The sequence below is a fragment of the Kribbella sp. NBC_01510 genome (genome assembly GCF_045040325.1).
Taxonomy (GTDB): Bacteria; Actinomycetota; Actinomycetes; order Propionibacteriales; family Kribbellaceae; genus Kribbella.
In genome coordinates, this window is sequence record NZ_CP109418.1 from 2,032,758 (window position 1) to 2,052,428 (window position 19,671).

A 19,671-nucleotide genomic window follows, 5' to 3' on the forward strand; every position below is an offset into this window, starting at 1 on the left:
CAGACTAGTGATGCAGACCACCCTCAGCTGTGGTTGGGGCCTGTCGTGGGGACGGCGGACCGCCACGCCATCACAATCGTGGATCCGGCGGACCGTCAGGCGGGAGCCCGGCGAACCGGCGCGATTGTGAGGGGCCGGCGGTCCGCCACCTCACCCCAGCGGCACCGGGCGTGGGGGTACTGGGGTGGAGACGATGAAGGAGCTGGTGGTCTGGCCGTGGACGAGGAACTTGTCGAGGACTTCCTCCAGGCCGGCGATGGCGGCCACCTGGACCCGCATCAGGAAGCAGTCCTCGCCGGAGATCCGGTGGCACTCGACGACTTCCGGCGTCCGGTCGGCCAGCGCGATGATCCTCGGGATCTGCCCCGGACCAGGCCGCAGCCGCACCCACGCGGCGACCGGTAGCCCGAGCGCCGCCGGGTCCACCTCGAGCCGGTAACCGCGGATCACCCCTGATTCCTCCAGCCGGGTGACCCGCTCGCGCACCGTCGGAGCCGAGACCCCGAGCCGCCGGGCCAGCTCCGTGGTCCGCAGCCGCGGATCCGCCGTCAGCTCCGTCAGCAGACGCAGGTTGAGCTCGTCGAGCACCGGCTTTTCAGTGTGAAGGTATTGCGCGCCTTCTGCGTTCGTTCCGGCAACCATCAGGACCCTCCTCAACTCGTATCGCCATGGGAAACCGCAGATTCGGTTCCTAGGGTAGTCACGTGACAACCATCGTGGAAGCTCCGGCCAAGAGCCTGCTGGCGACCGGCGCGGCCGGTGTGACTGTGCTGGTGTGGGCCTCCTCCTTCGTCGCTATCAGGCACGGCGGCCGGGAGTTCTCCGCCGGCGCCATGTCGCTGGCCCGTCTGGGGGTCGGCAGTGTCCTCCTCGGCCTGTTCCTCCTGATCCGCCGTCGGCAGAACCCGGCCGAACGCCAGTGGCCGGCCAGGCGGGACTGGTTGCCGCTGCTGGTCTTCGGTCTGCTCTGGTTCGGCGTCTACAACCTCGCCCTGAACGAAGCCGAACGCCGCCTCGAGGCCGGCACCGCGGCCATGCTGATCCACATCGCCCCACTGCTGATCGCCTTGCTCGCCGGGCTGACTCTGGGCGAAGGCTTCCCCCGCCAGGTGGTGATCGGCAGCCTGGTCGCGTTCGGCGGCGTCCTGCTGATCGGCATCTCGACCTCCACCGGCCGCGCCGAGACGTGGGGCGTCATCCTGTGCGTCACCGCCGCCATCTCGTACGCCGTCGGAGTGGTGACGCAGAAGCCGCTGCTCAGCCGGCTCCCGTCGGCCCAGGTGACCTGGCTCGGGTGCACCATCGGCGCGATCGTGTGCCTCCCGTTCGCCCCGCGGCTGATCGACGAACTCCAGACCGCGGACGGCGCGACGATCTGGTGGGTGATCTACCTCGGCGCCTTCCCGACCGCGCTCGGTTTCACCACCTGGGCCTTCGCCCTCCGGCGGACCAGCGCCGGCAAGATGGGCGCCACGGTGTACGCGGTCCCGGTGATCGCCATCGTCCTCGGCTGGCTCTTCCTCGGCGAAACCCCCGCTCTCCTCGCCCTGGCCGGCGGCGCGTTGTGCCTCACCGGCGTGGCGATCTCCCGTCGTACCCGAAGGAGCAGTCGATGAAGTTCGGAGTGTTCGTTCCGCAAGGCTGGCGGATGGACCTGGTCGAGCTCGACGACCCGGTCGAGCAGTGGGAGGCGATGACGGCTGTCGCGCGCGCCGCCGATGCCGGTCCCTGGGACTCGATCTGGTTGTTCGACCACTTCCACACGGTTCCCGAGCCGGTCCGCGAGACGGTGTTCGAGGCCTGGACGGCCACGGCCGCGCTGGCCCGCGACACCCGGCGGGTGAACATCGGCCAGATGGTCGGCTGCAACGGTTACCGCAACCCGGCGCTGTACGCGAAAATCGCGTCCACCGTCGACGTCGCCAGCCACGGCCGCCTGTACGCCGGAATCGGCGCGGGCTGGTACGAGCACGAGTGGAAGGCGTTCGGCTACCCCTGGACCGGACTCAAGGACCGGATGGGGTCGTTCGCCGAGTCCGTCGAGCTGATCCACCGGCTGTGGACCGAGGACGACGTCGTCTTCAAGGGCACGTACCACTCGGTCGACAAGCCGATCATCGAGCCTCGTCGCAAGCCGAAGCTGTGGATCGGTGGCGGTGGCGAACGGGTCACGCTGCGGCTGGTCGCACGGTACGGCGACGCCTGCAACGTCGGCACCGGTCGCGTCGACGTCATCCAGCGCAAGCTCGCCATCCTCCGGCGGCACTGCGACGAGGTCGGCCGTGACTACGACGAGATCGTGAAGTCGACCAGTCTCAACGTCTTCCCGGTCGAGGCCGGCGCGGATCCGGGCGTCGCGACCGCCAAGGCGCGTGGGCGCTACAGCCTGGACGAGTTCGCCGAGATCGGTGCCGGCGGGACGCCTGGCGCACTGGCCGAGGTCGTGACGACGAAGCAGCTCACCGAGCACGTGGAGCAGTTGGCCGAGGCAGGGATCGAGTACGTCCTCGCGTACATCCCCGGCGTCGCGTACGACCACGAGCCGATGCAGCGGTTCGCGGAGGACGTCGTACCCGCGTTCAGCTGAGCGAGGCGGCCGCTGTGCGCAGGTGCTCGTGGATGCCTTCGTACACGTTCGTCGCCGGTAGCAGGCGCTTCGGGACCTTGGTGACCACGCTGTAGTTGACGTCGACGACGTTGGCCAGTGGGACCTCGCTGATCTGGCTCAACAGCTGGTAGGCGTCCAGCTTGTCCAGCCCGTACAGCGAACCGAGCCAGCCGACCATGTCGACCTGACCAGCCCGCCACGCGTCCTCGAGCGGACGGCTCGACCCGACCACGGCCAGGTAGTCGTCGTTCTCGATCCGCGGCCACGTCGGTCCGGGCGTCTTCAGCAGCTCGACGATCAGTACGACGTTCATCGCGCCCTCGACCGCGGTCCCGCAGGACTCGCCCTCGCCCTGGCGGTAGTGACCGTCACCGATCGAGAACAGTGCACCCTCGACGTTGACCTTGAGGTAACAGGTCGCGCCCGCGCGCATCTCCGGTGTGTCCATGTTGCCGCCGAACACATCCGGCACCAGCGACGAGCGAGCCTCGAACGCGGCGGGCGCGAGCCCGACAGTGCCCAGCATCGGCTCCAGCGGCAGCGCGAGCTCCAATCCGCTGCTCTGGGCCTGGAACCCGACCGTCTGCTTGTCGGAGTCGACCTCGTAGACCCAGGTCCGCTCCGGCAGCGGGTCCTGCAGCGTGGCCGTCTTGTCGGTGCTCGTCAGGCCGCCGAAGAACGGGATGGTCGTGGACACACCCCAGGTCCGGGCCGGCGTGAGCTCGACGAAGTGCAGCACCAGGGTGTCCCCAGGCTCCGCGCCCTCGACGTAGAACGGGCCGGTCTGGGGGTTCACGAACGGCATCGTCAGCGAGGCGCTGGCGAGATCCGCCGTGCTGCGGAGGGTGCCGCAGTACGCGTCCTCGGTCCACAACCGCAGCGCGGTGCCGGGCTTGACCCGGCGGACGGGAGGAACTCCACCGAAGGTCCAGGCGAAGTCGTCGGGCTCAGGGGTGTACTCGAGGACGTCCACGACTGTTCAACCTAAGGTGTCCACGAGGGTATTGGGTAGCGATCAGCGGGTTCTCAGGCGATTCTCAAAGAGACGGCCTAATCTCGACACGCGGATGGTCAGATCGGGCTGTCCGGACTCAGGTGGAGCGGGAGCGCGCTATGCGGGTACTGGTGGTGGACGACGACCGGGCGGTCCGCGATTCGCTGCGCCGTTCGCTGGAGTTCAACGACTTCGAGGTCGTGACCGCGGCCGACGGCGCCGAGGCGCTCGCGGTGATCGGCAACGTCGAGCCCGACGTCGTCGTGATGGACGTGATGATGCCCCGGCTGGACGGCCTCGAGACCACCAAGGCCCTGCGGGCCGCGGGCAACAACATTCCGATCCTGGTGCTGACCGCGCGGGACGCGGTCGCGGACCGGGTCGACGGCCTGGACGCCGGCGGCGACGACTACCTGACCAAGCCGTTCGCGCTCGAGGAGCTGCTCGCCCGGCTGCGCGCCCTCCTGCGCCGCAGCAGCTCGCCCGGCGAGGGCGGCCAGCGCGGCGAGGTCCTGCAGTACGCCGACCTCGTGGTCGACGTGGACGCGCACGAGGTGCACCGCGGCGACGTCGCGATCCCGCTGACCCGGACCGAGTTCTCCCTGCTCGAGCTGCTGATCCGCAACCCGCGCCGGGTGCTCGAGCGTGCGGTCATCCTGGACGCGGTCTGGGGCTACGACTTCCCGACCACCGCCAACTCCCTCGAGGTCTACATCGGCTACCTCCGCCGCAAGACCGAGGTCAACGACCTGCCCCGCCTGATCCACACCGTCCGCGGCATCGGGTACGTGCTGAGGGACACCCCACCGTGAGTAGGCAACACCCCGACGATCTCCCGTCGTACGCCGGCCGGCCGCAGCAGGCCGCGTCGGCTCCGCACGAACCGGCACCGGTCGGGCTGGAGCCACCGGCCCCGGACAAATCGGTTGCCAACAGCAACGGGAACCGGGTCGCCGCGACGGCTGCCCGCACCCAGCACTGGTGGACCGAAACCCTCCACCAGCTGAGCCTGCACGCGCGCGTCACGATGCTCGCCGCGGTCGCGGTCGCCCTCGCGGTGGCGATCGTGAGTGTGGCGGCGTACGTCACGGTGCGCCAGCAGATGTACCAGAATCTGGACGACAGCCTGATCATGCGGGCCGGCCAGGCCGCGCAGAAGGGCGTCCTGACCAATCTCACGAACCTGCAGAGGATCTCGTCAGACGCGTTCGGCCTGAGCGACATTCAGGTCGCAATCCTGGGTGCGGACGGTCGCCAGTTCGGTGCCGCGAACAGCCCGCTCCCGCCGATCGGACCGGACGAGCTCGCCATCGCCCAGAACCAAGGCACCGACGCCAGCCTGCGGACGGTCGGCGTGCGCAACGGCTCGCACTTCCGCGTGGTCGCCGTACCCGCCAAGTACTGCCCGGTCGGCGCGCCGTGCAATGCCGACCCCAGCCTCCTGCAGCCTGGAGCGCTGGTTGTCGCGCAGTCGCTGGGGGCGATCGACCAGACGTTGCACAACCTCGGCATCGTGCTGTGGGCGTTCGGACTGATCGGCGTCATCGGCGCCGCGCTCGCCGGCAACGCCGTCGCCCGGTCCGGCCTCCGGCCGCTGGCCCGGCTGACCGGTGCTGCCGAGCATGTGGCGCGGACCGAGGATCTGAAACCGATCCCCGTCACCGGGTCGGACGAGATCTCGCGGTTGGCGCAAGCATTCAATGCGATGCTCGCGGCACTGGCGCGCTCTCAGGACCGGCAACGACGGCTGGTGGGTGACGCGGGACACGAGTTGCGTACGCCGCTCACCAGCATCCGGACCAACCTCGACCTGCTCGCCCAGGCGGACAAACGCGGTGGCCTCAAGCCGGAGGACCGGCAGCAGTTGCTGGACGACGTCCGGGCGCAGATGGACGAGCTGACCACCCTGATCGGCGACCTGACCGAGCTGGCCCGCGACACCCCGCAGGTGCGGAACGCGGAGCTGATCGAGCTGTCCAACGTCGTCCAGGACGCGGTGATCAAGGTACGGCGGCGCGCGCCCGGGCTGGAGTGGGACGTCCAGCTGACTCCGTTCCCGGTGTGGGGTGACGAGCGGCTGCTCGGCCGCGCCGTGATGAATCTCCTCGACAACGCGGCGAAGTACAGCGTGCCGGAGGGTGTCACGCCGCGCGGCGACGGACAGCCCGTCGGCCACGTCACGGTCCGGCTGCTGGACGGCGTACTCACGGTGACCGATTCCGGACCGGGGATCGCCGAGCCGGACCTGCCGCACGTGTTCGAGCGGTTCTACCGGTCCAGTGAGGCGCGCAGCCGGCCCGGATCTGGTCTCGGGCTCGCGATCGTGAAGCACGCGGCGGAGCAGCACGGCGGGATGATCTACGCCCGCAACGTCCCGGGCGCCGGAGCACAGTTCACGCTGTGGCTCCCGCACGCCGCGACGCAGACTCGCTGAAGACTTCCTGACCGATCCTTCAGAGGATCTTCATGGACTTCTTCGGCTGCTCCGAGGGGATCTTCAGGGCCCTCTCAGGTCCGGCCGTCAAAGTACTCGTCATGAACGAGAACCCACAGCAGCTGCCGCAGAACCAGCCTGGGTCGAATCCCGAGCAGGGTTCGACGCCGGGGAGCCAGAACCCGTCGTACGGCGTGAGTCCGCAGGAGCGGACCCAGCAGCTGCCGATGGGTGGCTACGGGCAGCACCAGCAGCAGCAATTCGCGCCACAGGGCGGGCAGCCGCGGCCGCCGCAGGGATCGGGACAGCACCCGGCAGGTGGGAGTGCTTACCCGCAGTTCGGGCCGGGGGCGCATCAGGGGACGTCGCCGGGCCCGAACTGGCCCTATGGCCCGCAGCCCGTGGCACCCGCACCGGAGAAGCCGAAGCGGCGGGGCCTCGCCCTGGTGGCGCTGACCGCTCTGCTGGTCGGCACCGCGGGCGGTGTCGGCGGCGCCGCGGTGTACTCGGCGACGAACGACTCCACCTCCAACACCCCGTCGGTGACATCCCCGCTGAACGGCAACCAGGCGGCACCCGCCTCGGCGCCGGACGGCTCGGTGCAGAGCGCCGCCGCGAAGGTGCTGCCGAGCGTGGTGAAGATCGCGGTCGCGACCTCGCAGGGTGAGGCGACCGGGTCCGGCATCGTGATCAGCAAGGACGGCCTGATCGTCACCAACAACCACGTGGTGGCCGGCGCCGGCAGCGGCGCGACCATCTCGGTGATGCTGAACGACGGCCGGACCGTACCGGCCACGATCAAGGGCACCGACCCGCTCACCGACCTGGCCGTGATCCACGCCTCCGCTACCGACCTGACCCCGGCGAAGCTGGGTTCGAGCGGCAAGCTCGCGGTCGGGCAGGGCGTGGTCGCGATCGGCTCGCCGTTCGGCCTGGAGGCGACCGTGACGAGCGGCATCGTCTCGGCGCTGAACCGTCCGGTCACGTCGGGCGACGCACAGCAGGACAGCACGACAGTCTTCCCAGCAATCCAGACGGACGCCGCGATCAACCCGGGCAACTCGGGCGGCGCCCTGATCGACCTCGCCGGCCAGGTGGTCGGAATCAACAGCGCGATCAAAACCGCCGGCGGATCGGGACAATCCGAAGGCGGCAACATCGGCCTGGGCTTCGCTATCCCGATCGACCAGGCCAAGCCGATCATCGACGAGCTGGTGGCCAAGGGCAAGGCCACGCATGCGCGGCTCGGCGTCCAGGTCGGCGACGCGCAGTCCTCCGACGGGCTCTCGAACGGGGCACGCCTGGGCGAGGTCACGTCCGGCGGTGCGGCGGACAAGGCCGGTCTGCACGCGGGTGATGTGGTGACCGCTGTAGACGGCAAGGCGATCGCGTCAGGGGACGCGTTGGTCGCCGCGGTCCGTTCGCACCGCCCGGGCGATCAGGTGAAGCTCACCATCACCCGGAACGGCCAGACCCAGTCGATCACCGCCACCCTCGGCTCCGACAACGGCAACCCCACCGGCTGACCACCCACCACCCACGATCCGGGACTGCGCCGCCCACCGAGCGGCGCAGTCCCACTGTTATTACTAGAGCTATGGGCATCGAGATCCGGCGGGCGGACGAGCGGTTTCGGACGGCCAGTGAGTGGCTGGAGTCGCGGCACTCGTTCTCGTTCGGACCGCACTACGATCCGGCGAACGTCGGGTTCGGGTTCCTGGTCGCGCACAACGACGAGACCGTTGCCCCGGGCACCGGGTTTGAGACACATCCGCATCAGGATCTCGAGATCGTCACCTGGGTACTGCGGGGTGCCTTGGCGCACCGCGATTCGGAAGGGAACAGCGGCGTCGTCCACCCGGGCCTGGCCCAGCGGATGAGCGCCGGCTCCGGCATCCAGCACTCCGAATGGAACGACGCAGGCGATCTGGTGCACTACGTGCAGATGTGGGTCCGCCCGGACCGCTTCGACCTGCCACCCTCCTACCAGCAGGCCGAGATCGACCTTCGCGGGGGCCAGCTGGTCCCGATCGCGTCCGGCCTGCCGCAGCACGCGAGCAGCACCGCGATCCGGATCAATCAGGGTTCCGCAGGTCTCTCAGTCGCGCGGCTGTCTCCCGGCCAGACCGTGGGCTTGCCGTCAGCGCCGTACCTGCATCTCTTCGTTGCGCTGGGTACGGCGAGCCTCGAGAATGCCGGCGACCTCGGCACCGCGGACGCCGTACGCCAGATCGACGCGGACGGCCGCCGCCTCACCGCCGGCCCAGGCGGTGCGGAGATCCTCGTGTGGGAGATGTCCGACTAGAGACGGCGGACCGCCAGGCCATCACAATGAAGCCGCCGGCGGTGCGGCGACGCTCAGCCCACGCAGCCGACGTCGGTTGTGATGGGCTGGCGGCCCGGCCCTCAGTCCTGCTGCTCGCTCATGGTCCAGACGTGGCGCAACGACTGGCCGGCGACGCCCTCGGGGTTCTGGGCGAAGCCCTCGACGAACTGGCTCATGTGCTGCTGCCAGCGTTGGTCGACCGGGTCGTTCCTCAACTGCGCGACGGCGGCCTCGAAGTCGTCGGACACGACCAGGTGGAACAGATCGCGGCCACTGCGCCAGATGGACCAGTCGCTGATGCCGGCGGCGTGCATCGCGGAGATCAGTTCCGGCCAGACACGAGCGTGCTCGATCTCGTAGGCCTCTTCGGTCCCGGGGATCAGCCGGCTGTGCAGAGCAAGGCGGGTCACAAGGCTGCAGAATACGCCGGGAGTGAGCAATCGGTTGCCTGGCCCACGATTCGCGCAGGCTCTTGACTCTGATTCATCGCGGCGATCCACCTGCCTGATCAGGCGATTTTGCGATTCGATGCCAACTCCAGCCGCCCACCCCGCGTCGTACTTGGGTGGGTTGAGTAGTTTCGCCCTCGTGCCTGTAAAGGCACACGCCGAAGACTGTGCCCGGTGTCCATCCGTCGTCGTGCGAGAGTTGAGAACGTGAAGCGAACCACTGCCATCGTCTGCCTGAGTAGTCTGCTGATCACCGCCGGTTGCTCCGGAAAGAAGGCCGGCGCCGACGGCAAGCCGGACCCGAACGACGAGAAGCAGGCCTCAGCCGCGGTGATCAAGGAGTTCGCCGACGCCTGGGTGAAGGCGTGGGCGCCGGACGGGAAGCCGGACGCGGCGGGCGCGCTCACCGACAATCCGACGGTGTTCGGCAAGCGGCTCGACGACGTGGACACCGCGCTGGTCGCGAGCACCGTGACGGTGGCACCGCAGGGCGACCCGAAGTGCAGCGACGGCAGCAACTGCACGCAGGACCTCGCCGTCGAGGCCCAGCTCCGCGGCATCGGCGCGATGAAGTGGACCAGTACGGCGACCGCCGTGAAGACCGGCGACGTGTGGAAGATCAAGGCCTCCGGCGACACCATCTACCCCGGGCTCGGTGACGCGAACTACCTCAAGCGGGTCCGCGCACTGCCCGCCCGCGCCTCGATCCTGGACCGCAACGGCGTCGCCCTGACCGCGAACCGCCAGGTCGTCATCGTCGGGGTCGCCTCCGGCAACGTGGCGACGCCTGCGACGTACGCCGCCTTCACCAAGAACCTCCAGGTCGACGGCGCGAAGCTCGCCGCCCGCGCGAAGGCGGCGCCGACCGGCCAGTTCGTCGACGCGATCACGATCCGGTCCGAGCAGTGGGAGGCGCTGCGCAAGGTGATGGGCAACCTGCCCGGCGTGCTGACGATGGGTGGCACGCAGTCGCTGCCGGAGACCGCGACGTTCGCCCGGTCGATCCTCGGCACCATGAAGACGGCGACCGCGGACAGCCTGAAGAACGCCGGCCCGACCGCGTCGGCGCAGGACCAGGTCGGGACGACCGGGCTGCAGTACGCGTTCCAGCAGCAGCTCGCCGGGACGCCGGGCGGAACCGTCGCCTTGCGGGACGGCAAGACCAAGCTGACGATCAAGACGGTCTTCAGCCAGAAGGGCACCGCCGGTAAGCCGGTCAAGACCACCCTCGATGCGAACATGCAGCGGTACGCCGAGGCCGCGCTGGCCACCAGCAAGCTGCCGGCGTCGCTGGTCGCCGTCCAAGCCTCGACGGGCCAGATCCTGGCCGCGGCGAACGGGCCGACGGTGGCCAGCTACAACCGCGCCTTCCAGGGTCAGTACGCGCCCGGGTCGACGTTCAAGATCGTCACCTCGGCCGCGTTGCTGGGCAGCGGTGAGACCGCGGCGACCGCGCTGCCGTGCACGAACACGATCAACGTCTTCGGCAAGACGTTCAAGAACTACGACGGCCTGGCGGCGTACGGCGCGGGCACGATGCAGAAGGCGTTCAACGAGTCCTGCAACACCGCGTTCATCTCGCAGCACGCCCGGCTGCCGAAGGACGCGATGACGAAGACCGCGGCGATGTTCGGGATCGGCCGCGATCTCGGGCTGTCGATCTCGGCGTACGGCGGTCAGGTGCCGGCACCGAAGGACGACGTTGCCGAGGCCGCATCGATGATCGGCCAGGGCACGGTCACCGCGAGCCCGCTGGCGGTGTCGCTGATCGCGGCCACGGTCGACCACGGTACGGCGATGAAGCCGGTCCTGGTGCCGGACAAGGACGCGGCCGGTCCCGCGGCGTCTCCGTTGCCCGCGGCAACGGTCGCCGCGCTGCGTACGTTTATGCGGACGACGGTCACCGGCGGTACCGCGAAGGTCCTGGCGGGCAACGGCGCCGTCGCCGCCAAGACCGGCACCGCCGAGCTCGTCCAGGGCGGCAAGGTCGTCACCAACGCCTGGATGGCCGGCTATCGCGGCGACGTGGCCTTCGCGGTCATCGTCGAAGGCGGCGCATCCGGCTCCCACGCAGCCGGCCCGATCGTGAAGAACTTCCTCACCCGCTTCAAGTGACCTGAGAGTTGACCTCCGAAGTTCCTGAGAGTTGGCTGAAAGCGCCGGATTGCGGGGGTTTCGTCACTTAGGGTTGCTGGATGGAGAGCCTGACATGTCCTAAGTGCCGGGGCGATATGCGGACGTACGAGCGCAGTGGCGTGACCGTCGACCAATGCGGCGAGTGCCGCGGGATCTTCCTCGACCGGGGTGAGCTGGAGCGACTCGTGGACGCGGAGTTGCGGTACAACGCGCCACCGCAGCAGCAACCGCGGTACGAGGAGAAACAGCGGTACGACGACGACCGGCGCTACGACGACGACCGCAAGTACGACCCGCGGTACGGGAATCAGCACGGGCGCAAGAAGAAGAAGTCCTTCTTCGAGGAGCTCTTCGACTGAGACGGGTTGGGGGCTTCAGCGTCCCTCGGGTACGGCCCACAGCCCGGCCCGGTGGTTCCCGGGGCGGCGATAGGCGCTCAGGTCCAGGCTGCTGACCCGTGCGCCGAGCACAGCGGTCAGAGTCTCGATCGTCGGGTACTGCGACGGGATTTCGGGGGACACCAGGTTCTCGACCCGAGCGCCCGGACCCCGAGGCGCCAGGATTGCGCCGGCGAGGCGTTCGACGACCGTGCTGACCGGGACTGTACCCAACTGGCAGAACGGGAGACGCACGGACGACAGGTCCACCTGATGATGCGGTTCGTCGACGACCACGCCGATCCGGTACAGGTCGAGCTCCAGGGCGTCATCGGTCCGGACGAAGTACCGGGCCAGTTCCTCGACCAGGTACTTCGAGAAGCCATAGGGATTCGCGGACAGGCAGGGATGGCCGGCGGGGATCGGCAGTGTCTGCGGCAGGAAGTCTTCGGTGAGGCAGCCCGCGGCCGCGATCGAACTCGCGACGACGAACCTCCTGACCCCCCGGTCGATCATGGTCCGGAGCAGCAGACGGGTTCCCTCCACGTTGACCCGGATGGCATCGGCCTCGGTCGCTTCGCCGGTGACTCCGGCGAGATGGACGACGACGTCGATGGGCAGGTCATCGAGCAGTGCGAGGTCGATCGGGCTGGTGAAGCTTCCCGTCCTGCTGAGGTCGGCATCGCCGGATCGGGATCGGCCGAACGCGATCACCGAACATCCGGCCGCCCGCAGGTGGGGAGTCAGCCGGGAGCCGACGTACCCGCTCGCTCCCGTGACGAGGACGCGTCGTCATCGGCGCAGGGCGATGACTGTGCCCTGCGCGATCGCGCACAGGGTGGCGGCGCCGGCTTCGTCGACGACCGACAACTCGCAGGTGCAGGTCGCCTGACGGCTGCCTGCGTGGGCGACCTTCGCCTCGGCCCGGAGGACGGTGCCCTGGGCCGGGCGGAGGTAGCTGATCGTGAAACCGCCGGTGAGCACCTCGGGGCCGAGCGCCGTACCGGCCGCGAACGTGATCGCGTTGTCGGCCGCGTAACCCAGGACGCCGCCGTGCAGGTAGCCGTTCTGCTGCCGGAGGTCGTCGCGGATGTCCAGCTCGAGCGTGGCTCCGCCCGCATCGAACGCGGTCAGCCGGGCTCCCAACAGCACACTGAACGGCTGTGCCGCGAGTACCTTCTCGGCCAGCTCAAAGGTCAGCTCCATGCCGACAGATTACTGACGCCGGGCGTGCAGGGCGGGCTCGCGTTCCTCCTCGGTGGTGCCGCCCCAGACGCCGTACGTCTCCCCGACGACGAAGGCGTGCTCGCGGCACTCGCGCCGTACCGGGCAGGTCCTGCACAGCGACTTGGCGACCACCTCGCGGGCGTGCTTGCGGGGGCCGCGCTCGGACTCGGCGGCGAAGAACAGCTCAGGGTCGACGTCCACGCAGGCGGCGTGATCCTGCCAGGCCCAGTTCTCGATCAGGGGCGACGGCAGGCCGGCTGGGGCCTTGCTCACCGCGCCGGCTGGCGGTTTGCGACGCCTCATGGCTGGGATTTCGGCAGTGCTGTCATGGTCAGGCACCTCGGCATCGATCGATTTCACCGCGGCTGGGTCTACAACCGCGGCCACTTGTCCCGGTACCCGTCGGCAAACCCCTGGAGCGGACTATCGTCAGCACGTGACCACGCCACTGGTGACCCTTCGCCCGATCACCGACCCCGAGTTCGCGAGTTGGAGGGACCGCGCCGCCGCGTCGTTCGCGTCCGGCATCGGCCCGGCCCAAGGGCTGGATCCGGCCGGGGCCCTCGAGTTCGCCTACCGCGAGACCGACAGGCTGCTGCCGAAGGGCCCCAGCACCGACAATCACCTGATCTGGCTGGCCTGCGCCGGTGACGAGCCGGTCGGGAGCCTGTGGATCAACACCAGGACGCGGGGCGCGTTCATCTACGGCATCGAGGTCGACGCCGACCACCGGGGCAAGGGCTACGGCCGCGCGATCATGCTCGCCGGCGAGGACGAGTGCCGCCGGCTCGGCTACAGCCACCTGGATCTCAACGTCTTCGGCGACAACTCCACCGCCATCCACCTCTACGAGTCCCTCGGCTACATCGTCACCTCCCAGCAGATGCGCAAGGAACTCTGACGCAGCCGCGGTTACGCTGGGTTGTCGACTCCGGGGAGTGGTGATGAGCTGGTGGGTCCTGCATGTGGACATGGATCAGTTCATCGCGGCTGTGGAGATCCGGCGCCGGCCTGAGCTGCGCGGGTTGCCGGTCGTGGTCGGTGGGTCGGGCGATCCGACGCAACCACGGCAGGTGGTCGCGACCGCGTCGTACGAGGCACGCGAGTACGGCGTGCACTCGGGGATGCCGGTGCGGGCGGCGTACAAGAAGTGCCCGCAGGCGGTCTTCCTGCCGTCCGATCCGGCCGCCTACGAGGCGGCGTCGACCGAGGTGATGGACACACTGCGATCGTTCCCCGTGGTGGTCGAGGTGTGGGGCTGGGACGAGTGTTTCGTCGGCGCGGAGACCGACGATCCCGAGCAGCTCGCCGCCGACCTGCGCGAGGCCGTGCAGGCCCGGACGAGCCTGACCTGTTCGGTCGGCATCGGCGACAACAAGACCCGCGCCAAGCTGGCCACCACCTTCGCGAAGCACGCGCGTTCCCACGCGGCGCCTTTCGAGGGCGCGAGTACGGCCGAGGCGCCCGCGGATGTGCCCGGCGTCTATCGACTGACCGGCGCGAACTGGCGGGAGGTGATGGACCACCGGCCGGTCCGGGAACTGTGGGGCATCGGCAGCCGGATGGAGCGGAACCTCAATGAGCTCGGCGTCTTCACCGTCGCCGACCTGGCCGCCGCCGACCTCGACGTCCTCCGCAAGCGCTTCGGGCCGAAGATGGGCGCCTGGTACGCCGCCCTCGGCCGGGGACTCGGCGACACCGAGGTGACCGACGTACCCCGCGAGCCCGTCTCCCGCAGCCGTGAGGAAACCTTCCCCGAGGACCTGGTCGACCGGGCCGACGTGGAGAAGGAACTCCGCCGCATCGCCATCCACGTCACCCGGGACGTCGTCGCCGAGGGCCGCACGATCCAACGCATCTGGGTGAAGGTCCGCTTCATCAGCTTCTACACCCCGATCAAGAGCCGCAAACTCCCCGAAATCACTCAGGACCCCGAGGTCGTCGCCACCACCGCCCAAGCCCTCCTCGACAAATTCGAACTCCGCCGCCCCATCCGCCTCCTCGGCGTCCGCGTCGAGTTCGCACCACCGGACGACGTCGCACCTGATCCATCGGGATGATCCACAGCTCGCCGACAGCCGCGTGCGGCGCCGATGCCGCTGCTCGCGCCGGTGACGAGCGCAACGGTGCCGGTCAGGGTCGAGGTCATGGGGTCCTCCTGGTCGGCGTCGGGACTTATGCGTGGGCGAGGTCGCTCGACAGCTCGCGGTACGCGTCGGCCTGGGCCAGCAGGGTGTTGGCCTTCTCCTCGACAGTCGCGACAGCGTCGGCGCCGGCCACGAAGCGCAGTGGAGGCTCGTCCTCGTCCGCGAGCCGCACGAGCGCGTTCGCGAGCTTGGCCGGATCGCCGCCCTGCCGGCCGTCCATGCTCTTCCAGCCCGCGACGGTCTCCCGGGTGCGCTCGGCGTAGTCGTCGATGGTTGCCTCGGCGTACTTGGTCGACTCGGGGCTCAGCAGCTCGGTCCGGAAGAAGCCGGGCTCGACGAGCATCGTGCGGATCCCGAACGGCGCAACCTCTGGGGTCAGCGACTCCAGCCACCCCTCGACGCCGAACTTCGACGCGGCGTACGCCGTACAGAACTCCTGACCGACGATCCCCGCGGTCGAGGAGATCGTGACGACCAGGCCCGAACGCTGAGCGCGCAGCACCGGAAGGACAGCGCGAGTGACCTCGACCGGACCGAACAACGTGGTCTCGATCTGCGCCCGGAAGTCCTCGGCGCTGAGCTCCTCGAAGAACCCGGCGTTGAAGTTGCCCGCATTGTTGACCAGTACGTCGATGTGGCCGAACCGATCTGTTGCCGCGCGGACGGCGTCCCGGATGCCGGCCGGATCGCTCACGTCCAGCGTAACGACCAGGAGATCGTCGTACGCACCGAGGGCGGAGCTCACCCGCTCGGCGTTGCGTCCGGTGGCGACGACGGCATGGCCGGCGGCCAGTGCGGCCGTGGCGATGTCCACGCCCAGACCGCGCCCGGCGCCGGTGATGAACCAAACCTTCTTGTCAGTCATGCTCGTGAACTTCCCTCTCGTTGATGTAGTGATCCCACGAAACCAGTCGGCGCGGATGGCGGGGAGACCCTGTTCGAGGGGTACTGAGAGGGACCCCCAACTCCGCGGAAGCGCTCGTACAGTGGTGAACATGACCGGCAGGCACGACCGCGACATCCGAGGCGACGTGCGCTCGGAAATCCGGGAGTTCCTGAGCACGCGGCGAGGCCGGATCAGCCCCGAACAGGCCGGGCTACCGGTGTACGGTGGAGCCCGCCGACGGGTCGTGGGACTGCGCCGGGAGGAGGTCGCTCTGCTCGCCGGGATCTCGACCGAGTACTACATCCGGCTCGAACGCGGCACCGCGGTCGGCGTCTCCGACAGCGTGATCGACGGTCTCGCCCACGCACTACAGCTCGACGAAGCCGAGCGGGCACACCTACTCGACCTGCTCCGCACCGCCGGCACGACCCGACCGCCACGCCGGCGACCTGCGGCCCAGGGGATCCGTGCCACCGTCCAGCGCGTCCTGGACTCGATGATCGGCACGCCGGCGTTCGTACTGAGCGGACGCCTGGACATCCTGGCCGCGAACGCCCTCGGGGCGGCGCTGTTCTCGCCCGCGTACGCCGGACCCGTCAGGCCGCCCAACAACGCCCGGTTCGTCTTCCTCGACCCGCAGGCGACCGAATTCTTCCGCGCTTGGGACCAGGTCGCCAACGACACCGTCGCACTTCTCCGTGCCGAGGTCGGCCGGGATCCGTACGACCGCCGGACCTCGGACCTGATCGGCGAGCTGTCCACCCGCAGCGAGGAGTTCCGGCTCCGCTGGGCCGCCCACGACGTCCGGATCCACACCACCGGCAGGAAACTCCTCCACCACCCCGTCGTCGGAGACCTCGACCTCCCCTTCGAGTCCTTCCCCCTGGCCTCCGAGCCGAACCAAAGCCTCCTCACCTACACCGCCGAGCCCGGCTCCCCCTCCGACGACGCCCTCACCCTCCTCGCCAGCTGGTCCGCCACCACCGGCGGCCTCGAGCACCCGGCGCCACCCGCGGCCCCAGAGCAGTCCCGGCCGGCTCGCGACCGCTGACTGCCCTCGGCCGCTAGGGCCTGAGACAGGAACTGGCGGCCCAACTCCATCCCAGCCGACACCACCCCGCCCGGCCGCACAGCAGCCCGGCTGCCACGCGTCGCCGGGATCGGCCACTTTGTGCACCAGATCCGTACGGTGACGGCCTCGGCGTACGGATCTGGTGCACAAAGTCGATCCTCGCCGTCGTCCACAGCCCTGATCCGGCCAGGCGAGTTTGCACCTCCGGCTGACTGTTCCCGAGTTACAGCTTGTAGGTGTTGGTGGCGGTGGTGGCGAAGACTGCTTCGCGTTCTGCGGGGGTCAAGGAGGCTGTGAGGGTCTCGGCTGTTTCGACCACCTCGGCGTAGGAGGCGGCCAGGAGGCAGACGGGCCAGTCGGAGCCGAACATCACGCGGGCCGGGGTGAAGGCGTCCAGGACGACGTCGGCGTAGGGCTGGAGGTCGGCGGGTTTCCAGTCGGTCCAGGAGGCTTCGGTGACCATGCCGGAGAGTTTGCAGGTGACGTTGGGCAGGGCGGCCAGCTCGCGGAGTTGGGTGGCCCAGGGCTCCAGCGACTCGCCGATCACGGGCTTGGAGATGTGGTCGACCACGAAGTTCAGCTGGGGGAGGTTGCGGGCGGTCTGGATCGCGGCGGGGAGGTGCGGGGTCTTGGTGAGCAGGTCGTAGGCCAGCCCGGCGTCGGCGACGGCGGACAGGCCGCGCTGGACGTCGGGGCGCAGGAGCCAGTCGACGTCCGGTTCGTCGTGGACCTGGTGGCGGATCGCCTTCAGATAGGCGCCGTCCGGGCGCGAGCGCAGGCCGTCCAGCGCGGTGGCGACGTCGTCCGCGGTGAGGTCCACCCAGCCGACCACGCCGGCGACCAGGTCGTTGCTGGCGGCAACCTCCAGGAACTCGACGGTCTCGTCGACCAGGCCGACTGTCTGCACCAGGACCGTGGCGGTGATGCCGGCGGCCGCGGCCTGGGGGGCCAGGTCGTCGATGGAGTAGTTGCGCCGGATCGGGTCGAGCGCGGGCCCGACCATCCAGGTTTGCTCGCGGACGGTCAGGTCCCAGATGTGGTGATGGGCGTCGACTCGAGTCATGCCACTCATCCAACCCTCCGATCGTCGATCGCGTCCTGATCCCAGTCGATGCCCAGCCCCGGCGAGTCCGGCGCGACCGCATGCCCGTCCACGATCGCCATCTCGGACGACGTGATCGCCCGCAGCTGCGGGATGTGCTCCACATACCGGCCATTGGGTACGGCGGCCGTCAGGCTGACATGCAGTTCCATCAGGAAATGCGGACACACCTCGAGGTTGAACGCCTCGGCCAGATGCGCGACCTTCAGCCATGGCGTGATCCCGCCGACCCGGGCCACGTCCACCTGGACGATCCCGGCTCCGCCCGAAGCGGCGTACTCCCGGAACTGTGAGACGGAGTACAGCGACTCACCCACCGCGATCGGAATCGAGGTGGACTCCGCCAACCGCACGTGCCCGGTCACATCGTCGGCCGGCAACGGCTCCTCGAACCACGACAGATCCACCGCCTCGAACGCCGCAGCTCGCCGGCGAGCCTCGGGATACGTCATCGACTGGTTCGCGTCCACCATGATGTCGAGCGCCGGCCCGACCGCGTCCCGAACCGCCTGCAGTCGCTCCAGATCCTCGTGGACCCGTGGCTTGCCGACCTTGAGCTTGACCCCGGGCCACCCCGCCTTCTGCGAGGCGAGCGCGCCCGCAACCAGCTCGTCGATTGTCAGATGCAGCCAGCCGCCCTCGGTGTCGTAGAGCGGCACCCGCTGCCGATATCCACCGGCCAGCCGCCACAGCGGTTCACCCGCCCGCAGGCAGCGCAGGTCCCACAACGCCGTGTCGACGGCCGCCAGCGCGAGCGACGTGATCGCACCGATCGTGGTCGCGTGAGTCGACCAGAACAGGTCCGACCAGAGCGCCTCGACGTTCCGGGCGTCCGCACCGACGAGGCGGGGCAGCAGATGGTCCCGCAGCAACGCCAGTACGGCGGTGCCGCCGGTGCCGATCGTGTAGGAGTACCCGAGGCCGGTCAGCCCGTCCGCGGTCTCCACCGACACGAAGATGGTCTCCTGCTTGAGGAATGACTGGACCGCGTCGGTGCGGACCGTCTCGACCTCGAGGTCGACCAGGTAGGCCTCGGCGCGGATAATCGCCGTACTCGCCGGAAGGGGGGTCCGGAGGGGCGACGCTGTCATGGGGCGGCTCCAGATCCTATAGGATATTGCGTACCTGATGCTGCCCGTTCACACTGGACCCGTCAAGACTCGTCCAGGTAACGATGCGGGTCGGGCAGAATGGCTCTGGGAGGAGCGACACGTGACGGATGCGCATGTGGGTCTGGCGGGGCAGCTCGCCCGGCTGCCTCAGCGGCAGGTGCTGAGCGACGATGTCTACGAGACGGTCAAGGGCCTGATCATGGACAGCGTGGTCGAGCCGGGCACCCGGCTGAACATCGACGCGCTGACCCGTGAGCTGGGCATCTCGCAGACCCCGATCCGGGAGTCGCTGGCCCGGCTGGAGTCCGACGGGCTGGTGATCAAGGAACCGCTGCGCGGCTACCGGGTGTCGTCCCGGTTGACCCTGGCCGAGTTCGACGACCTGTTCGAGTACCGCCTGCACGTCGAGCCGTGGGCGGCCGGCCGCGCCGCCGAGCGGGCCGGCGCCGACGACCTGGCCCGGCTCAAGGCGGAGATGCTGAGCTACACCGACGTACCGGACCGGCCGGCGTACGAGAGCTACCGGGCGATGGCGGCGCACGACCAGCGCTTCCACGACCTGGTGCTGGAGCTGTCCCGCAACGAGACGGCCCGGTTGTCCTTCCAGCGGACACACTGCCACCTGCACCTGTTCCGGCTGTACTACGGTGGCGGCATCGCGACGAAGGCGTTGCGGGAGCACAAGACGATCGTGACCGCGGTCCGCAAGGGCGATCCGGAGGACGCGGCCGCGGCGATGCGGGGGCACATCGAGGCCTCCCGGGCCCGGCTGCGGCCCATCTTCGACCAGGACTAGACCGT

The 19,671-nt window shown here is 69.2% G+C and carries 20 protein-coding genes and 1 pseudogene; 12 read left to right on the forward strand and 9 right to left on the reverse strand.

Annotated features, from left to right (window positions below; genetic code table 11):
- Positions 1–150: 150 nt before the first annotated feature.
- Positions 151–642, reverse strand: a complete 492-nt coding sequence (locus OG558_RS10065) for an Lrp/AsnC family transcriptional regulator (RefSeq protein ID WP_405069976.1) — start codon at positions 640–642, stop codon at positions 151–153.
- A 62-nt stretch (positions 643–704) separates the two neighbouring features.
- Between OG558_RS10065 and OG558_RS10070 the strand changes: the two genes are divergently transcribed.
- Positions 705–1,616 (forward strand): DMT family transporter, encoded by a 912-nt coding sequence (locus tag OG558_RS10070; RefSeq protein WP_405069977.1) that lies wholly within the window; start codon positions 705–707, stop codon positions 1,614–1,616.
- Positions 1,613–2,587 (forward strand): TIGR03560 family F420-dependent LLM class oxidoreductase, encoded by a 975-nt coding sequence (locus OG558_RS10075; RefSeq protein WP_405069978.1) that lies wholly within the window; start codon positions 1,613–1,615, stop codon positions 2,585–2,587. Before OG558_RS10070 ends, OG558_RS10075 begins: the two co-directional genes overlap by 4 nt.
- On the opposite strand, the gene OG558_RS10080 is transcribed toward OG558_RS10075, so the two are convergent.
- On the reverse strand, positions 2,580–3,581 hold the full coding sequence (locus tag OG558_RS10080) for an acetamidase/formamidase family protein (RefSeq protein WP_405069979.1): 1,002 nt from the start codon (positions 3,579–3,581) through the stop codon (positions 2,580–2,582). The genes OG558_RS10075 and OG558_RS10080 overlap by 8 nt on opposite strands.
- 140 nt (positions 3,582–3,721) lie before the next feature.
- Between OG558_RS10080 and OG558_RS10085 the strand changes: the two genes are divergently transcribed.
- From OG558_RS10085 to OG558_RS10100, 4 genes are all read left to right on the forward strand, one after another.
- Positions 3,722–4,414: a response regulator transcription factor gene (locus OG558_RS10085; protein ID WP_329482914.1), complete on the forward strand. Its 693-nt coding sequence runs from the start codon at positions 3,722–3,724 to the stop codon at positions 4,412–4,414.
- Complete coding sequence (locus OG558_RS10090; protein WP_405069980.1) at positions 4,411–6,036, forward strand: sensor histidine kinase; 1,626 nt, start codon at positions 4,411–4,413, stop codon at positions 6,034–6,036. The genes OG558_RS10085 and OG558_RS10090 overlap by 4 nt, the downstream gene beginning before the upstream one ends.
- A gap of 101 nt (positions 6,037–6,137) precedes the next feature.
- Complete coding sequence (locus OG558_RS10095) at positions 6,138–7,562, forward strand: trypsin-like peptidase domain-containing protein (RefSeq protein WP_405069981.1); 1,425 nt, start codon at positions 6,138–6,140, stop codon at positions 7,560–7,562.
- Positions 7,563–7,633: 71 nt separating this feature from the next.
- Complete coding sequence (locus OG558_RS10100; protein WP_405069982.1) at positions 7,634–8,341, forward strand: pirin family protein; 708 nt, start codon at positions 7,634–7,636, stop codon at positions 8,339–8,341.
- Positions 8,342–8,442: 101 nt separating this feature from the next.
- Here OG558_RS10100 and OG558_RS10105 read toward each other — a convergent pair whose 3' ends face one another.
- The gene (locus OG558_RS10105) at positions 8,443–8,772 is read right to left on the reverse strand and encodes an L-rhamnose mutarotase (RefSeq protein ID WP_329482918.1); all 330 of its coding nucleotides are present in this window, start codon (positions 8,770–8,772) and stop codon (positions 8,443–8,445) included.
- Between the two features lie 246 nt (positions 8,773–9,018).
- Between OG558_RS10105 and OG558_RS10110 the strand changes: the two genes are divergently transcribed.
- Together OG558_RS10110 and OG558_RS10115 are read left to right on the forward strand one after the other, a co-directional pair.
- Positions 9,019–10,926: a penicillin-binding transpeptidase domain-containing protein gene (locus OG558_RS10110; RefSeq protein WP_329482919.1), complete on the forward strand. Its 1,908-nt coding sequence runs from the start codon at positions 9,019–9,021 to the stop codon at positions 10,924–10,926.
- A gap of 80 nt (positions 10,927–11,006) precedes the next feature.
- Positions 11,007–11,306 carry a zf-TFIIB domain-containing protein gene (locus OG558_RS10115; RefSeq protein ID WP_405069983.1) on the forward strand — a complete coding sequence of 100 codons (300 nt, stop codon included), beginning with the start codon at positions 11,007–11,009 and terminating at the stop codon, positions 11,304–11,306.
- Between the two features lie 15 nt (positions 11,307–11,321).
- Here OG558_RS10115 and OG558_RS10120 read toward each other — a convergent pair.
- From OG558_RS10120 to OG558_RS10130, 3 genes and pseudogenes are all read right to left on the reverse strand, one after another.
- Positions 11,322–12,098 (reverse strand): annotated as a pseudogene (locus OG558_RS10120) (NAD-dependent epimerase/dehydratase family protein); the annotation flags it as partial.
- An 18-nt stretch (positions 12,099–12,116) separates the two neighbouring features.
- On the reverse strand, positions 12,117–12,530 hold the full coding sequence (locus tag OG558_RS10125; RefSeq protein ID WP_405069984.1) for a PaaI family thioesterase: 414 nt from the start codon (positions 12,528–12,530) through the stop codon (positions 12,117–12,119).
- Positions 12,531–12,539: 9 nt separating this feature from the next.
- Positions 12,540–12,854 carry a WhiB family transcriptional regulator gene (locus OG558_RS10130; protein WP_329482923.1) on the reverse strand — a complete coding sequence of 105 codons (315 nt, stop codon included), beginning with the start codon at positions 12,852–12,854 and terminating at the stop codon, positions 12,540–12,542.
- A 133-nt stretch (positions 12,855–12,987) separates the two neighbouring features.
- On the opposite strand from OG558_RS10130, the gene OG558_RS10135 reads away from it, so the two are divergent.
- Both OG558_RS10135 and OG558_RS10140 read left to right on the forward strand, forming a co-directional pair.
- Positions 12,988–13,452, forward strand: a complete 465-nt coding sequence (locus OG558_RS10135) for a GNAT family N-acetyltransferase (protein ID WP_405069985.1) — start codon at positions 12,988–12,990, stop codon at positions 13,450–13,452.
- Positions 13,453–13,495: 43 nt separating this feature from the next.
- On the forward strand, positions 13,496–14,611 hold the full coding sequence (locus tag OG558_RS10140; protein ID WP_405069987.1) for a DNA polymerase IV: 1,116 nt from the start codon (positions 13,496–13,498) through the stop codon (positions 14,609–14,611).
- Positions 14,612–14,726: 115 nt separating this feature from the next.
- Here OG558_RS10140 and OG558_RS10145 read toward each other — a convergent pair whose 3' ends face one another.
- The gene (locus OG558_RS10145) at positions 14,727–15,563 is read right to left on the reverse strand and encodes an SDR family oxidoreductase (protein ID WP_405069988.1); all 837 of its coding nucleotides are present in this window, start codon (positions 15,561–15,563) and stop codon (positions 14,727–14,729) included.
- Positions 15,564–15,693: 130 nt separating this feature from the next.
- On the opposite strand from OG558_RS10145, the gene OG558_RS10150 reads away from it, so the two are divergent.
- Positions 15,694–16,635, forward strand: coding sequence for a helix-turn-helix domain-containing protein (locus OG558_RS10150; protein WP_405069989.1), 942 nt, complete (start codon positions 15,694–15,696; stop codon positions 16,633–16,635).
- Between the two features lie 244 nt (positions 16,636–16,879).
- Here the strand turns inward: OG558_RS10150 and OG558_RS10155 are convergent, their stop codons facing one another.
- Positions 16,880–17,719 carry an amidohydrolase family protein gene (locus OG558_RS10155; RefSeq protein ID WP_405069990.1) on the reverse strand — a complete coding sequence of 280 codons (840 nt, stop codon included), beginning with the start codon at positions 17,717–17,719 and terminating at the stop codon, positions 16,880–16,882.
- Positions 17,720–17,724: 5 nt separating this feature from the next.
- Positions 17,725–18,849: a mandelate racemase/muconate lactonizing enzyme family protein gene (locus OG558_RS10160; RefSeq protein WP_405069991.1), complete on the reverse strand. Its 1,125-nt coding sequence runs from the start codon at positions 18,847–18,849 to the stop codon at positions 17,725–17,727.
- Positions 18,850–18,970: 121 nt separating this feature from the next.
- Here OG558_RS10160 and OG558_RS10165 point away from each other — a divergent pair, with 121 nt between their 5' ends.
- Entirely contained in the window at positions 18,971–19,666 is a 696-nt protein-coding gene (locus OG558_RS10165; protein WP_329482930.1) for a GntR family transcriptional regulator, read from the forward strand.
- The last annotated feature ends 5 nt before the right edge of the window (positions 19,667–19,671 follow it).

Coding starts and splice junctions, on each gene's coding strand:
- OG558_RS10065 (WP_405069976.1), bottom strand. CDS start 642: ATGGTTGCCGGAACGAACGCAGAAGGCGCGCAATACCTTCACACTGAA.
- OG558_RS10075 (WP_405069978.1), top strand. CDS start 1,613: ATGAAGTTCGGAGTGTTCGTTCCGCAAGGCTGGCGGATGGACCTGGTC.
- OG558_RS10085 (WP_329482914.1), top strand. CDS start 3,722: ATGCGGGTACTGGTGGTGGACGACGACCGGGCGGTCCGCGATTCGCTG.
- OG558_RS10095 (WP_405069981.1), top strand. CDS start 6,138: ATGAACGAGAACCCACAGCAGCTGCCGCAGAACCAGCCTGGGTCGAAT.
- OG558_RS10100 (WP_405069982.1), top strand. CDS start 7,634: ATGGGCATCGAGATCCGGCGGGCGGACGAGCGGTTTCGGACGGCCAGT.
- OG558_RS10115 (WP_405069983.1), top strand. CDS start 11,007: ATGGAGAGCCTGACATGTCCTAAGTGCCGGGGCGATATGCGGACGTAC.
- OG558_RS10125 (WP_405069984.1), bottom strand. CDS start 12,530: ATGGAGCTGACCTTTGAGCTGGCCGAGAAGGTACTCGCGGCACAGCCG.
- OG558_RS10130 (WP_329482923.1), bottom strand. CDS start 12,854: ATGAGGCGTCGCAAACCGCCAGCCGGCGCGGTGAGCAAGGCCCCAGCC.
- OG558_RS10140 (WP_405069987.1), top strand. CDS start 13,496: ATGAGCTGGTGGGTCCTGCATGTGGACATGGATCAGTTCATCGCGGCT.
- OG558_RS10145 (WP_405069988.1), bottom strand. CDS start 15,563: ATGACTGACAAGAAGGTTTGGTTCATCACCGGCGCCGGGCGCGGTCTG.
- OG558_RS10150 (WP_405069989.1), top strand. CDS start 15,694: ATGACCGGCAGGCACGACCGCGACATCCGAGGCGACGTGCGCTCGGAA.
- OG558_RS10155 (WP_405069990.1), bottom strand. CDS start 17,719: ATGACTCGAGTCGACGCCCATCACCACATCTGGGACCTGACCGTCCGC.
- OG558_RS10160 (WP_405069991.1), bottom strand. CDS start 18,849: ATGACAGCGTCGCCCCTCCGGACCCCCCTTCCGGCGAGTACGGCGATT.